General features: G+C 70.0%; 9 protein-coding genes. 4 read left to right on the top strand and 5 right to left on the bottom strand.

The features are described from left to right. Positions 1–85: 85 nt before the first annotated feature. Together BN2660_RS10560 and gdhA are read left to right on the top strand one after the other, a co-directional pair. The gene (locus BN2660_RS10560) at positions 86–2,794 is read left to right on the top strand and encodes a phosphoenolpyruvate carboxylase (protein ID WP_255305115.1); all 2,709 of its coding nucleotides are present in this window, start codon (positions 86–88) and stop codon (positions 2,792–2,794) included. A 147-nt stretch (positions 2,795–2,941) separates the two neighbouring features. Then, positions 2,942–4,312 carry an NADP-specific glutamate dehydrogenase gene (gene gdhA, locus BN2660_RS10555; RefSeq protein ID WP_091231393.1) on the top strand — a complete coding sequence of 457 codons (1,371 nt, stop codon included), beginning with the start codon at positions 2,942–2,944 and terminating at the stop codon, positions 4,310–4,312. A 75-nt stretch (positions 4,313–4,387) separates the two neighbouring features. Here gdhA and BN2660_RS10550 read toward each other — a convergent pair whose 3' ends face one another. The 4 genes from BN2660_RS10550 to BN2660_RS16615 all read right to left on the bottom strand — a co-directional run bounded on the left by BN2660_RS10550 (position 4,388) and on the right by BN2660_RS16615 (position 9,747). Continuing rightward, positions 4,388–5,815, bottom strand: coding sequence for an APC family permease (locus BN2660_RS10550; protein WP_091231390.1), 1,428 nt, complete (start codon positions 5,813–5,815; stop codon positions 4,388–4,390). Between the two features lie 158 nt (positions 5,816–5,973). Continuing rightward, complete coding sequence (locus BN2660_RS10545) at positions 5,974–8,916, bottom strand: aminotransferase (RefSeq protein ID WP_255305114.1); 2,943 nt, start codon at positions 8,914–8,916, stop codon at positions 5,974–5,976. Next, on the bottom strand, positions 8,913–9,551 hold the full coding sequence (locus tag BN2660_RS10540; RefSeq protein WP_091231388.1) for a gamma carbonic anhydrase family protein: 639 nt from the start codon (positions 9,549–9,551) through the stop codon (positions 8,913–8,915). The genes BN2660_RS10545 and BN2660_RS10540 overlap by 4 nt, the downstream gene beginning before the upstream one ends. A gap of 34 nt (positions 9,552–9,585) precedes the next feature. Further along, a complete protein-coding gene (locus BN2660_RS16615; protein WP_176697164.1) occupies positions 9,586–9,747 on the bottom strand; it encodes a hypothetical protein in 162 nt (53 codons plus the stop codon). Positions 9,748–9,914: 167 nt separating this feature from the next. Here BN2660_RS16615 and BN2660_RS10535 point away from each other — a divergent pair, with 167 nt between their 5' ends. Together BN2660_RS10535 and BN2660_RS10530 are read left to right on the top strand one after the other, a co-directional pair. After that, positions 9,915–10,799, top strand: a complete 885-nt coding sequence (locus BN2660_RS10535; RefSeq protein WP_091231385.1) for an SDR family oxidoreductase — start codon at positions 9,915–9,917, stop codon at positions 10,797–10,799. Positions 10,800–10,859: 60 nt separating this feature from the next. Further along, entirely contained in the window at positions 10,860–11,219 is a 360-nt protein-coding gene (locus tag BN2660_RS10530; RefSeq protein WP_091233535.1) for a VOC family protein, read from the top strand. A 28-nt stretch (positions 11,220–11,247) separates the two neighbouring features. Here the strand turns inward: BN2660_RS10530 and mfd are convergent, their stop codons facing one another. Next, positions 11,248–14,841, bottom strand: coding sequence for a transcription-repair coupling factor (gene mfd / locus BN2660_RS10525; protein ID WP_091231382.1), 3,594 nt, complete (start codon positions 14,839–14,841; stop codon positions 11,248–11,250). Positions 14,842–14,894: the final 53 nt, after the last annotated feature.

The following is a 14,894-nucleotide window of genomic DNA, read 5'->3' as shown; positions in this document are numbered from 1 at the left end:
CCCCCATGGTAGGTCGCGCGACGTTTCATCGTCGCAGTCCGTCATGCGTTCAGAGCCACCCCCTCGCGCGGGATACTCTCGAACGGTGACCCCCGAACACGCCTTCCCCGAGCCCACCGACACCTCGGCCATCCGCATCATCGGCCGTTTCGAAGCGGGCCGCGGCATCCCCGACGCCATGCGCTCGGACGTCAGGATGCTCGGTGCCCTTCTCGGCCAGGTGCTGCGCGAAGCGGGCGGCGACGACCTCTTCGAGGACGTCGAGCGACTGCGCCTCGCCACCATCCAGGCATATGACGAGGAGACCTCCGACGCGTTCGAACGCGCCGCCGCGATCGCCGAGTCGTTCAGCATCGAGCGTGCGGACGAGGTCGCGCGGGCCTTCACCTGCTACTTCCATCTCGTGAACCTCGCCGAGGAGCATCAGCGCGTGCGCGTGCTCCGGGAGCGCGCCGGCCAGCCCGAGTCCTCGACCTCCTCGGGCACCCAGCCGCAGGCGGCCGACACCGTGGCCACGGCATACGCCCGGCTGAAGACCGAGGTCGGCGATGACGAGGCACGGCGCCGCCTCGAGGGCCTCCGGTTCCACCCGGTCTTCACCGCCCACCCGACGGAGGCACGGCGCCGCGCGGTGTCGTCCAGCATCCGTCGTCTGTCCGAGCTGCTCACCCAGCACGATGCCGCGAGCGAGGCCGGCGCCGAGCAGCGCCGCGCTCGGCGCCGCATGCTCGAGGAGATCGACACGCTCTGGCGCACCGCTCCGCTGCGCGCTCAGAAGCCGTCTCCGACCGACGAGGTGCGCACGGTCATGGGCGTCTTCGACGAGACGCTCTTCACGACCGTGCCGCACGTCTACCGCCGCATCGACGACGCCCTCCGCGGCGACGACTCCGGGGCGAGCGCGCCGATCGTGCCCGCGTTCGTGCGCATCGGCTCCTGGGTCGGCGGCGACCGCGACGGCAACCCGTTCGTCACGGCATCCGTCACCCGCGAGGCGTCGCAGATCGCCTCCGACCACGTGCTGCGGGGGCTCGAGCGCGCGCTCGAGCGGATCGGCCGCACACTGACGCTCGACGCCGAGGACACGCCGCCGAGCGATGCCGTCGTGCAGCTCTGGGAGCGGTTCGCCGCCGCCGAGCCGCGCCTGGCCGACGAGCTCGGGGCGCGCTCCCCCGGTGAGCCGCACCGGCGCGTGGTGCTGTCTCTCGCACATCGGGTGGCCGCCACCCGGCGCGGCGACGAGGGGCGCTACGCGGGCCCTGAGGAGCTGCTGTCCGACCTGCGCGCGGTGCAGTCGTCACTGGCGGATGCCGGTGCGCGGCGCCATGCCTTCGGCGGCGTGCAGCACCTCATCTGGCAGGTCGAGACGTACGGGTTTCACCTCACCGAGCTCGAGGTCCGCCAGCACTCACAGGTGCACGCCAAGGCCCTCGGCGAGCTGGAGTCGGGGGATCCGATCAGCGCGCAGACCGAAGAGGTGCTGGAGGTCTTCCGCGCCATCGCCGAGATCCAGCGCGACCGCGGCCTCCGCGCGGCGGGTCGCTACGTCGTGTCCTTCACGCAGGCGGCCTCCGACCTGGCGAACGTGCACCGGCTCGCGAGGCACGCGCTCGGCGACGACGCTCCCGTGCTCGACGTCGTCCCCCTCTTCGAGACCTTCGCCGATCTGCAGGCCGCGCCCGGCATCCTCGCCGAGGCCGTCACGTTCCCCGAGTTCCGCTCTCGCATGGCAGAGACCGGCAACCGGCTCGAGGTCATGCTCGGCTACTCCGACTCGTCGAAGGACGTGGGGCCGGTCGCGGCGAACCTCGCACTGTACGAAGCTCAGGAGAAGATCGCCCAGTGGGCGAAGGACTCCGACATCGAGCTCACCCTCTTCCACGGCCGCGGCGGCGCCCTCGGCCGTGGCGGCGGACCGGCGAACTCCGCGATCCTCGCGCAGCCGCCGCACTCGGTCGACGGACGCTTCAAGCTCACCGAGCAGGGCGAGGTGATCTTCGCGCGGTACGGCGAACCGGCCATCGCGATGCGTCACATCGATCAGGTCGCCGCCGCCACACTGCTCGCCTCCTCGCCGACGGTCGAGCAGCGCACGAGCGACGCCGCATCGCGGTTCGCCGACATCGCCGCCGTCATGGATCGCTCGTCGAGGGAGCGCTTCTTCTCGCTCGTGAAGGCCGAGGGCTTCGCGCCCTGGTTCGCCACGGTCACCCCGATGGAGGAGATCGGCCTGCTCGCCCTCGGCTCGCGCCCCGCACGTCGAGGTCTCTCGGTCGAGTCGCTCGAGGACCTCCGCGCCATCCCGTGGGTGTTCGCGTGGACCCAGGCCCGGATCAACCTCGCCGGCTGGTTCGGACTCGGCACGGCTCTCGCCGCCGTGGGCGACGAAGCGCGCCTGATCGAGGCCTACCGCGAGTGGCCGCTGCTGCGGACGATGGTCGACAACGTCGCCATGAGCCTCGCGAAGACGGATGAGCGCATCGCCCGCCAGTACCTGGCACTGGGCGATCGCGACGACCTCGCGCAGCTCGTCCTCGACGAGATGACGCTCACACGCGAGTGGGTGATCCGCCTGACCGGCGGCGTGGGCCTGCTCGAGAACAAGCCGATCCTGCAACGCGCCGTGCAGCTGCGCACCCCGTACGTCGACGCACTGTCGCTGCTCCAGCTGCGAGCACTGCGGGCGCTGCGCGAGCCCGCGGATGCCGTCGGCTCGGGTTCCGAGGACGAACAGCGTCGACTCCTGCTGCTCTCGGTGAGCGGCGTGGCCGCGGGCCTCCAGAACACCGGGTGATCCGCCGCTCATCGCGTGTCACCCGGCAGGCCGACGTGAGAGTTCTCACGTCGGCCTGCCCGATAGAGTGAAAACTCCGCCCGATCCGGCGACCCCTCACGCGACACGATCGCACGCCTCACCATCCCCCGATCAGAAAGTCCTCGCGTGACCTCTTCGCCCTCCGCCGACTTCCATCCGCTCGCAGAATCCGTGCAGCCCGTCTTCGACACCGTGCTCGCCCGCAGCCCGCACGAGCCCGAGTTCCAGCAGGCGGTGCACGAGGTGCTGCACTCCATCGCGCCGGTGCTGGAGCGGAGCCCCGAGTACGTCGACGGCGGCATCCTCGAGCGCCTCGTCGAGCCCGAGCGCCAGATCCTCTTCCGGGTGCCGTGGGTCGACGACGCCGGACGTCTGCACGTCAACCGCGGCTACCGGATCCAGTTCTCATCGGTGCTCGGACCGTACAAGGGCGGCCTGCGGTTCCACCCCTCGGTCAACCTGTCGATCATCAAGTTCCTCGGCTTCGAGCAGATCTTCAAGAACGCGCTCACCGGTCAGGGCATCGGCGGCGGCAAGGGCGGCTCGGACTTCGACCCCCACGGTCGCTCGAACGGCGAGATCATGCGGTTCTGCCAGTCGTTCATGAACGAGCTGTACCGCCACCTCGGTGAGCACACCGACGTCCCCGCGGGCGACATCGGCGTCGGCGGCCGCGAGATCGGCTACCTGTTCGGCCAGTACCGCAAGGTCACCAACCGTCACGAGTCCGGCATGTTCACCGGCAAGGGCACCGGCTGGGGCGGCGCCGAGGTGCGCACCGAGGCCACCGGATACGGAGCGGTGTTCTTCGCCCAGGAGATGCTCGGCGTGCACGGCGACTCGCTCGACGGCAAGCGCGTCGGCGTCTCGGGCTCGGGCAACGTCGCGATCTATGCGATCCAGAAGGCCTCCCAGCTCGGCGCGACCGCGGTCACGGCATCCGACTCCTCCGGGTACGTCGTCGACGACGCCGGTATCGACGTCGACCTGCTCCGCCAGCTCAAGGAGGTCGAGCGGGCGCGCATCGTCGAGTACGCGAACCGTCGTCCCGGCGCCCGCTTCGTCGAGGGCGGCAGCGTCTGGGAGGTGCCGGTGGACATCGCCGTGCCCTCCGCCACGCAGAACGAGCTCGATCTCGACGCCGCCGAGGCGCTCATCGCGAACGGCGTGCGGGCGGTCTCCGAGGGCGCCAACATGCCGTGCGTGCCATCCGCCGTCGAGGCGTTCCAGAGCGCAGGCGTGCTCTTCGCGCCCGGCAAGGCGGCGAACGCCGGCGGCGTCGCGACCTCGGCGCTCGAGATGAGCCAGAACGCCTCGCGTCAGCGCTGGAGCTTCGAGGCCAGCGAGAACCGCCTGCGCGAGATCATGGCCGACATCCACCGTGCCGCCTTCGATGCCGCGGAGCGGTACGACGTCCCCGGCGATTACGTCGCGGGCGCGAACATCGCGGGATTCGAGCGGGTCGCCGGTGCCATGCTCGCGCAGGGCGTCATCTGATCGCCTCACCCGTTCCGCACGACCGCAGAGCCGCCTCCCTCCCGGGTGAGGCGGCTCTGCGGCATCCGCGGGGTGTCAGATCTCGTCGACCGGCACCTTCACGACCTTGTTGTAGCCGGTGACGGCCTGGTTCTCGTCGAAGGCGACCACCTTCTTGCGGAAGCCCCGCGTGATCACGGCGAGGTAGACGATCCCGAGCGCCGTCCAGGTGAGGCCGCCGATGAGCGCATCCTGGTGGAGGTTCGCCCACAGGAGTCCGGTCAGCAGCATGCCGATACCCGGCATGACGATGTAGTTCACGATGTCCGCGGGGGTCTTGCGGCGTCCCTTGCGCACCGCGAACCATGCGATCACCGAGATGTTCACGAACGTGAAGGCGATGAGTGCGCCGTAGTTGATCCACGCCGCGATCAGCTCGAGCGTGAACGGGATCGCGAGCAGCGAGATCGCGCCCACGAGCACGATGTTGAAGGTCGGCGTGTGCGTGCGCGGGTTGATGTAGCCGAAAGCCTTCTGCGGCAGCACGTTGTTTCGCCCCATCACCAGCAGCATGCGGGAGACCGAGGCGTGCGAGGCGAGACCCGAGGCGAGGGTCGCGCAGAAGCCGGCCGCTGTCAGCACCGCCATCAGCACGTCGCCGCCGACGAGGCCGCCGATGACCGGCAGCGTCGAGTCCTCGACGTACTGCATGTCGCCGCCCGGGGCGAACTCGTTCCAGTCGGGGAAGCGCAGCTGCGTCACGTACGCCGCGATCAGGAAGATCGCTCCGCCGAGGAGCACGGTCAGGAGGATCGCCTTCGGCATGACCTTCGGGTCCTTGGCCTCCTCCGCGTACATGGTCACTGCGTCGAACCCGATGAACGAGAAGCAGACGATCGTCGCGCCCATCAGCACGGCGCCCATGGTGGCGCCGTCGTGGATGAACGGCGCCGCGGACGCGATCGTCGCGGCGCCCTCGCCCCGCATGAGCTGCGCCACGACGAGGACCACGAAGACGGCCATGACGACGATCGAGAACACGAGCAGGATCATGTTCATGTTCGAGGTGCCGCGCATCGTCATGTAGATGATGCTCGTGACGAGGATGCAGTAGAGGACGACCCAGATCCACCCCGGGATGTCGGGGAACAGAGCCTCGAGGTAGCTGCGGATGATGAGGCAGTTCACCATCGGCAGCAGCACGTAGTCGATCAGCGACGTCCAGCCGACCATGAAGCCGAGGTTGGGGTGGATCGATTCGCGGACGTACGTGTAGGCGGACCCGGCGCTCGGGATGGCGCTCGAGATCTTGCCGTAGCTGATCGCCGTGAAGACCATCACCACGAGGGCGACCAGATAAGCGGCGGGGACCACGTTGTCCGTATCGCGTGCCACCATGCCGAACGTGTCGAAGACGACCGTCGGGGTCATGTAGCCGAGACCCAGGCCGACGATCGCCCAGAGCCCGAGATTCCTGCGGAGCGTTCCCCCGCCCTGCGCGAGCGGCTTGGTCTTGGTCGCCATGTGTTCTCCTCGGAGAGCAGGGGCCGGACTTCGGGTCGTCCGACGCTGAGGATCAGTATGTACCCGGGATATTCGTCAGCGGAAGAGCAATTCTCGTTCGAAATACGCATTTAACATGATGAAATCTCGCGAGATTCGAAGACCGCTACGCTTTCCTGTCACCAGCCCTCGGCGAGCACGCGATCGAGCATCGCGACGACGTGATCCGCGCTCTCCGCGGTCAGGCACAGGGGCGGCTTGATCTTGAGGACATTGGAGCGCTCCGAGGTGGTCAGCACGATCACGCCGAGTTCCCGCATCCGCTCACAGATCGCCGCCGCCTCCGCAGCGGCGGGCTCCCTCGTCTCCCGGTCGCGCACCAGCTCGACTCCGAGGTACAGCCCGGTGCCGTGCACGGGTCCCACCAGCGGATGCCGCTGACCCAGCTCGCGAAGACCATCGGCCAGCCGCGCACCGATCTCGAGCGCGTTGCGCTGCAGGTCGTCCTCGATCATGGCGTCGAGCACGGCGATGCCGACCCGACAGCTGAGCGTGCTGCCGCCCGCCGACGAGAAGAACTGCCCCTGGGTGCTCAGCGCATCGGCGATCGCCCTCGTGGTGATGACGCCTCCGATCGGGAACCCGTTGCCCATGGGCTTCGCGATCGTCACGATGTCGGGCACGACACCGGACTGCTCGAAGCCCCAGAAGGTCGAGCCCATGCGCCCGAATCCGACCTGCACCTCATCGGCGATGCAGAGACCGCCCCGGGCGCGGACGAGCTCGTACGCCCCCGCGAGATAGCCGTCGGGCAGCAGCACGCCGCCCGCGTTGCCGAGGACGGACTCGCAGAGCAACGCCGCGGCGTCCCTGCCCTCGGCCGAGAGCCGGTCGAGATCGGCCTCGAGATCCTTCAGGTAACGGGGCGCAGAGTCATCACCCCGATACGTCCCGCGGAAGCTGTTCGGCACGTCGGCCACGTGCACCCAGTCGGGGCGCGAATCCAGCGCGTGCGGGTTGTCGTACGCGCTGGTGGTGACCGCATCGCTCGCCATCGTCCACCCGTGGTACGCCTCGCGGAGCGCGACGACGGTGCGACGGCCCGTCGCGGCCTGCGCGAGGCGGAGCGCCAGATCGACGGCCTCGGAGCCGCTGTTCACCAGCAGCACCGTATCGAGTCCGCTGCCCGCCGGCATGAGCGCCACCAGACGCTCGCTGTACTCCGCGAGGTCACGGAACAGGAAGCGCGAGTTGGTGGCGAGGGTCCGCAGCTGTCTGGCCGCCGCGTCCGCGACCCTCGGATGGCCGTGCCCCAGCCCGGCGACGTTGTTGACCACGTCGATGTAGCCGCGCCCCGTGGTGTCGACGAGGTGATGGCGCCAGCCGCGCTCGATCTGCGGCGGATGCTCGTAGTACCGCTCCTGCGCCTCCGCGAAGATGCGCTCGCGTCGGCTCAGCTCGTTCTCGGCGTCGTCGCGCTGGGCGAGTGACCGGATCCCGAGCAGCACGGCCGGGTCGGCGGTGAGCCGACGCCAGGCGCCGACCTGCGCGGGCTCGACGAGCCGGGCGCCGCCGAGTGGCGCCGCGTTCTGCGGAGCATCCGTCCTGCGCACGCCGACGACGACGACCCGCGTGTCGAAGGAGGCGGCGAGACGCCCGATGCCCTCGCCTCGCTCGACGGAGCCGGCTCGCACGTGCTCGAGGTCGGCGCCGCGCAGGATCACCTCCCAGCCGTCTCCCCTGTCGATGCGGACCTGTCCTGCCGAGACGCTGAGGTCTCCTCCGATCGGCGCGACCAGGCGCGACGAGGGACCAGGCGCGACGTGCAGCTCGGTCTCGATCGGCCAGGTGGCGGCAGCGTCTGCCGTGTCGACCGCGGTGCGGGTGAGTCGGAACACCCCGTAAGGGACCACCACGACACGCGCCCCGCCGTCGTGCGCCTCCGAGACGAGCTGCGCCTCGATGCCGGACTCGCGCCACCGACCGGCATCCAACGCCTCAGCCTCCACCCCCGGATCGACGACCACGGTACGGCCGCCGAGATCGGGAAGCAGGGCGGAGAGCTCCGGCTCCTCGGATGCCGGCGCGTCGAAGGCCGGACTCTCGAACCCCAGCCGGGCGGAGACGTGCTCGACGGCCTCGGTCAGGTGCACCGCTGTTGCCGCGTCGAAGATGGCGCGCTCGCCGTCGACCCGCTCGCGCGCATAGTCGTTGTCCCCGTCGATCTCGAGCTGCCGCCATCCGCTCGCCACCAGCAGCGCGGAGCGCAGCACGATCAGCGGCCAGACGGCCACGGCCTCCTCGCGGCTCAAGGGCGCATGTGCGTGGAACGCGGCGATCGTCTCGAGCACTCGGAGCGGACGGTCCGGCTCATGATGCAGCATCGACGATGCGCACACGGCGAGCTCGGCCACCCTCCATCCGAGACCCAGGTCGCCGAGGTCGAGCACGGTGTGCGGATGCAGCCGGGAGTCCTCCCCGCGCTGCCCCATGACGTTGTCGTCGGTGAGATCGCCGTGGATCGCCTGCACGGGCAGGTCGGCCGCCACGGGTGCCAGCGCCGCTCCTGCCTCGTCGGCCGCCCGCAGGACCCGCCGGCGCAGCGTCGAGTCGGCGATGGAGGGAGCGAGAGCGATCACCTGCTGCCGCGCGACCCTCATGTCCCACATCTGCTCGCGATCGAGTCCCGGATGCGTCAGGGCCGAGAGCGCGGTGACGGATGCCGCCGCCAGAGCCCCGAATTCGGCGAGGACGACCGGCGCGAGGTAGCCGGCGTCGACCAGCGCCTCTCCCTCGGCGAATTCGCTGCGACGCACCGCGAAGTCGCGCCATCTCTGCGTCAGCTCTCCGTCGAGTCCCGGCAGCACCGCCGGCACAGACACCCCGGCGGCTCGATAGGCATCGAGGGCGGCGTGCTGAGCGTCGCGCGCCTCATCGCCGAAGACGGGATTGTCGACGCGCAGCACACTGCGCCGCCCATCCGGCTCCTGCAGCACGAAGTTGCGGTCCTGGTTGCTGCCCAGCTCGGCGGCCACGACGTCGATGCCGTAGCGTTCGCGGGCGATCAGCGCCGCATCGGCCGTGCTGACATCGGGGCGGACCAGCCCTGCACCCGCACTCACCCGCGCTCCGCCCGGTGCCCGCGGCGGTGGGTGTCACCGTCGACCCGGACATCGGCGGCATGCCGTGCCAGAGAGCTCCCGTAGCGTTCGGTCAGCTGGACCATGAGGTCGGGGGTGTCGCGGTCTACGCCGAACACGTGCCCGGGGAAGTCGAGCTCCGGCTGCGCGGCGGCGATCTCCTCGTCGCGGTCCGGCGACAGCAGCTGCACCGGGTCGCCCACCGCCACCCACCCGATCGGCACCACGGTTCCCGACGGCAGCACGGCTCTGCGATGGACGATCGCGTTCACGCGCACCTCGCAGCGGTCGCCGACCAGCGCGCCGTTGAAGATGCGGGCTCCCGAGGCGAGGAACACCTCCTCGCCCACCGTCGCCCCGGCGATGCTCGCCAGCGTTCCGATCAGCGTGTGCGGGCCGATGTGCACGGCGTTGGCCGCTGTCGCGCGGATGAGCGCGTTCTCCATGACGATGACGTGGGCCCCGAGGGTGATCGGCCCGCCTTCCGCGGTGATCACCGCACCGTGCAGGACCTGGCAGTCGGGGCCGATCGACACGTCGCCGGAGATCACGGCGGTGGGAGCGATGACGGCGGTGTCGTGGATCCGGGGCCGAGCCCCGAGGTGCTCGTACAACATGACGCCAGCGTAGTGGGGAGCAGCCGCGCGCGGCTCACTCCTCCGTGGCGGCGCGCGCTCGGAGGATCCCGATGACGAGCGTGATGAGGAACAGCACCACGCCGATGATCGCCAACCAGAGCAGTCCTTCGATCACGAAACCGAAGACAGCGAGACCGGCCCAGGCGATGAGGAGGATGATGAGGAGGGCCCACATGTGACAAGCATCTCTCCCCCACCCCTGGCCGGCACCCCGTTGACGCGCTTGCGATCGGTCGCTAGGGCGTTGCTACGCTGGGCACATGCAATCCCGGTGACTCGATCCCCTCCCTGCCGTCAGGCCGCGCCTCTGCGCGCCTCGGCACCACGATCGAAAGGCTCCGCATGCACTCCTCCGACCTCCCCCTCCTCGGCCGAACCGCTCTCGTCACCGGCGTCTCCCGCCGACGGGGCATCGGCTTCGCCACCGCGACCCGACTCGCCGCACTCGGCGCGAACGTCTTCTTCCACCATCACCGCCCGCATGACCTCGACCATCCCTGGGGCGGCGACGATCTCGACGCCGTGCGCGCCGGTATCGCCGATGCCCTGGCCTCCGGAGCGGTCTCCGACGACGCGGGCGCCGATCTCCGCGACGCGACGCGCATCGAACCGCTGCTGGATGCCGCGACGGCACTGACCGGCTCGCTGGACATCCTGGTGTGCAACCAGGCGATGAGCGGTGGCGACGGGAGCATCTTCGACATGACCGCCGACCGCCTCGACGCGCACTGGCAGGCCAATGCACGGGCGACCCTGCTGCTCACCGCGGGGCTGGCCCGCCGCAGACGACGCGAACTGCTCGGCGAGACGGACGGTGACTCGGCGCGGCCCGGGGATCGCATCGAGAGCGCCGGCCCGTTCGACGCACCGACGGGGCATGTGATCTGGATGACCTCGGGCCAGGGACACAGCGCCATGCGCGGCGAGATCTCGTATGCGACGAGCAAGGCGGCCCTCGCGGGCATCACCCGCTCGACGGCCGCCGAGCTGCTCGACGTCGGGATCGTGCTCAACACCGTGAACCCCGGGCCGGTCAACACGGGCTACCTCGACGCCGACACCACCGATCGGGATCTCTCGGGCGTGGCCGAGTGGATCGCCGGAACCCCGTTCGGACGAGTCGGACGACCCGACGACCCGGCGCAGCTCATCGGCTGGCTCTGCACGGATGCGGGGTCGTGGGTGGTCGGTCAGGTGCTCACCTCCGACGGCGGGTTCTCGTTGTAGCCGCGCCTCCGGTCGCAGATGCAGTTGATCGTCGCGGTCGGCGGATCTACCCTGCAGAGCATGGGCGTCACGAGTCTGTTCCCCATCCTCCGCACCTCCGACCTGCCGCGGCTCGCGAGCTTCTACGAGTCGGCGTTCGACGCCGTCGTCACGTATCGGTACACCGATGATGGGATCGACGTGTATGTCGCCCTCGCCGTGGGCGGGGGCGCGCTGGGCATCGGCCTCGAGCCGCGGGTCACACCCGGGGATCCGGTCGCCGTCTGGCTGTACGTCGATGACGTGGACGCCGCGTTCACCGGAAGCCTCGCCGCGGGCGCGGAGGCGGTCGCACCCCCTGACGACATGCCCTGGGGTGAGCGCGTCGCCCAGGTCAGGGACCCGGACGGCACTCTGCTCTATCTCGCGACGGCGGTCTGAGCTCTATCTCGCGACGGCGGTCTGAGCTCTATCTCGCGACGGCGGTCTGACCCGCGGGGTCCTCGGTCTTGGCGGGCTCGGGGAAGATCGCCGTGAACAGCTGACCGACCCACTCGAGCAGCTCGGCGTCCGGCAGGGGCTCGACACCGACGCCGATCGCTGCGGGCACCGTCGGCATGGGCACCACGAGCGCTTCTCCCCCGGAGACGAGCTTGGCCTTCGGGTAGAGACGCTGCAGGCGCACCTTGATCGAGTCCTCGAGGCGCGCGGGCGCGATCCTCAGGTTGGAGCCCATCACGACGACGTCGGCGAGGCCGACACGGGCCGCGCGGCGCCGCAGGCGGGCGATCGCGATGAGCCCCTCGACCTCGGCGGGCGGCGTGCCGTAGCGGTCGGTGAGCTCCTCGATCACGAGGTCGATCGCGTCGTCCTTGGCCGTCGCGGCCGACGCTGCCGACAGCTTCTGGTACGCCTCCAGTCGGAGTCGCTCGCTGTCGATGTAGTACTCCGGGATGCGCGCGTCGAGCGGCAGCTCGAGCCGGAGCTCCTGTCCTGTCTCGACCTCGTCACCGCGGAACGTCGCGACCGCCTCGCCGATCATGCGGAGATAGAGGTCGAATCCGACACCGGCGATGTGACCGGCCTGCTCGGCGCCGAGCAGGTTGCCCGCGCCGCGGAGCTCGAGATCCTTGAGGGCCACCTGCATGCCGGAGCCGAGGTCGTTGTTCACCGCGATGGTCTGCAGGCGGTCGGCCGCGGTCTCGCTGAGCGGCTTCATCTCGTCGTACAGGAAGTAGGCGTAGGCGCGCTCGCGCCCGCGCCCCACGCGCCCGCGCAGCTGATGCAGCTGGCTCAGGCCGTACTTGTCGGCGCGGTCGATGATGATCGTGTTCGCGTTGGAGATGTCGAGCCCGGTCTCGATGATCGTCGTCGACACGAGCACGTCGAACTTGCGCTCCCAGAAGTCGTCGACGACCTGCTCGAGCTGGTGCTCGCCCATCTGCCCGTGGGCCACGGCGATCCGCGCTTCGGGCACGAGCTCGGCGAGCTCCGCCGCGACGCGCTGGATCGACTGCACGCGATTGTGCACGAAGAAGACCTGGCCCTCGCGCAGGATCTCGCGACGGATGGCGGCGGCCATCTGCTTGTCGCTGCGCGGCCCGACGAAGGAGAGGATCGGATGCCGGTCCTCCGGCGGCGTCGCCAGCGTCGACATCTCACGGATGCCGGTGACCGCCATCTCCAGCGTGCGCGGGATCGGCGTCGCGCTCATCGCGAGGATGTCGACGTTCGTCTTCATCTTCTTGAGCGCGTCCTTGTGCTCGACTCCGAACCGCTGCTCCTCGTCGATGATCATGAGCCCGAGGTCCTTGAACAGCACCTGGTCGGTGAGGATCCGATGCGTGCCGATGACCATGTCGACGGTGCCGTCGAGCAGACCGGCCAACGTCAGGCGCGCTTCCTTGTCGCTCTGGAAACGCGACAGCGGACGGACCTTGACCGGGAAGCCGGCGAAGCGCTCGGTGAAGGTCTCGAGGTGCTGCTTCACGAGCAGCGTCGTCGGCACGAGCATCGCGACCTGCTTGCCGTCCTGGATCGCCTTGAACGCCGCGCGGACGGCGACCTCGGTCTTGCCGAAACCGACATCGCCCGAGAGCAGGCGGTCCATCGGGATCGGCCGCTCCATGTCGGCCTTGATCTCGTCGATGGTCTGCAGCTGGTCATGCGTCTCGGCGAACGGGAACGCCTCTTCGAGCTCGCGCTGCCAGGGTGTGTCGGGGCCGAAGGCGTGGCCCTTGGCGCTCATTCGCGCCGAGTAGAGCTTGACCAGTTCGACGGCGATGTCGCGCACGGCCCTGCGCGCCTTGCCCTTCGCCTGCGCCCAGTCGCTGCCGCCCATCTTCGAGAGGGTGGGCGCCTCGCCGCCGACGTACTTCGACAGCAGGTCGAGCTGGTCGGTCGGGACGTACAGCTTGTCGCCCGGGTAGCCCCGCTTGGACGGCGCGTACTCGAGGACGAGGTAGTCCCGCACCGACTTCGTGGCGTTGCGTCCGCCGGTCGACACCTCGCGCTGCGTCATCTCGACGAAGCGGCCGATGCCGTGGGTGGCGTGCACGACGAAGTCGCCCTGCTTGAGCTGCAGCGGGTCGACGACGTTCTTGCGGCGGGAGGCGAGCTTCTTGACGACGCGCTGGTCGCCGCCGATGGTGCGTCCGTAGAACTCGTTGTCGGTGAGGACCGCGAGCTTCGCCTCGGCGATCTGGAAGCCGGCCTCCACGGATCCGGTGACCAGCGTCGCGACGCCCGGATCGGGCGGGGTGTCCAGCGTCTCAACGATGCGCGCCGCGATGCCGCGGTCGGACAGCACGTCCCGCGCGCGATCGACGAGGCCGGCGCCGGCGGCGATGACCACCACGCGCCATCCGTCGGCGACCTTCGCATCGACGAAGGAGATCGCCCCGTCGACGTTGCCGTGGAAGGAGGGGATGACGGCGCCGTCGATCGTCTCGGCGTCCTCCCCGCCCATCGCGAACGGGCTCAGCCGCCACCAGACTCCGCCGCGGTCGCGGACGACCTCTCGGAGCTCGGCGATCGTGAGGAAGTCGCCGGCGCCGAGGTCGATGGGCGCGGAGGCGCCGGATGTGGCGGCGCTCCACGCGGCGTCGAGGAACTCGCGGTTCGTCTCGCCGAGGGTGATCGCGCGTGCGCTGGAGCGCTCGGGGTCGACGACGGCGGTGGCGCTGCCGTCGGGAAGGTACTCGGCCAGCGACTTCAGCGGACCGGAGACGGCGGGGAGGAGGGACTCCATGCCCTCGACGGGGATGCCCTCCGCCATCTTCTCGAGCATGCCGGCAATCGCCGGGAACCCTCCGATCAGCGCGCGCGCACGGTCTCGCACGTCCTGCGTCAGGAGCAGCTCACGGCTGGGCGGGAGGTCGACGCCGTCGACGTCGCCGGGCAGCGAGCGCTGGTCGGCGACCGAGAACGCGCGGATCTGATCGATCTCGTCGCCGAAGAAATCGACGCGATACGGATGCTCGGACGTCGGCGGGAAGACATCGAGGATGCCGCCGCGCACCGCGAACTCACCGCGCCTCGACACCATGTCGACACGGGAGTAGGCACGCTCGACCAGCTGCTCGGCGACGCGATCGAGCTCGTTCCCGCGGCTCCCCGTCCTGAGCTCGAGCGGCGCGATCTCGCCGAGGTTGCCCGCGATCGGCTGGAGCGCGGCGCGGACGGAGGCGACGACGATCAGGGGGTGCTCTCCCGACCAGTCGGCGACGCGACGCAGCACCTGCAGTCGCTGGCCGACCGTGTCGGGGCTCGGGCTCAGTCGCTCGTGAGGCAGCGTCTCCCACGCGGGGAACGTGAGCACCTCGGCGCCGGGGATGTACGCGCCGAGCGCCGACGCGAGACTCTCGGCCCGGCGCCCCGTGGGGACGACGGTGAGGAGAGCGGCCGGGTGCCCCGCGGCGCGACGCTTCTCGAGGAGGCCTGCGAGCGCAGGCGCGTCGAGGCCGTCGACCAGGCCGAGGTCGGCATCGGTCTGCGCCCAGGCGAGGGCGTCACGGTACAGAGACGCCTCTTCCAAGGCGCGCAGAATCCCCGGAACAGTCACCGGACAAGCCTAGCCGTGGCTCCCGACATCGGGAGCGTCGCCGTCGACACGCG

It is taken from the genome of Microbacterium sp. 3J1 (genome assembly GCF_001049495.1).
In the GTDB taxonomy this organism is placed as follows: Bacteria; Actinomycetota; Actinomycetes; order Actinomycetales; family Microbacteriaceae; genus Microbacterium.
This window is presented reverse-complemented; position numbering and strand designations above follow the sequence as displayed.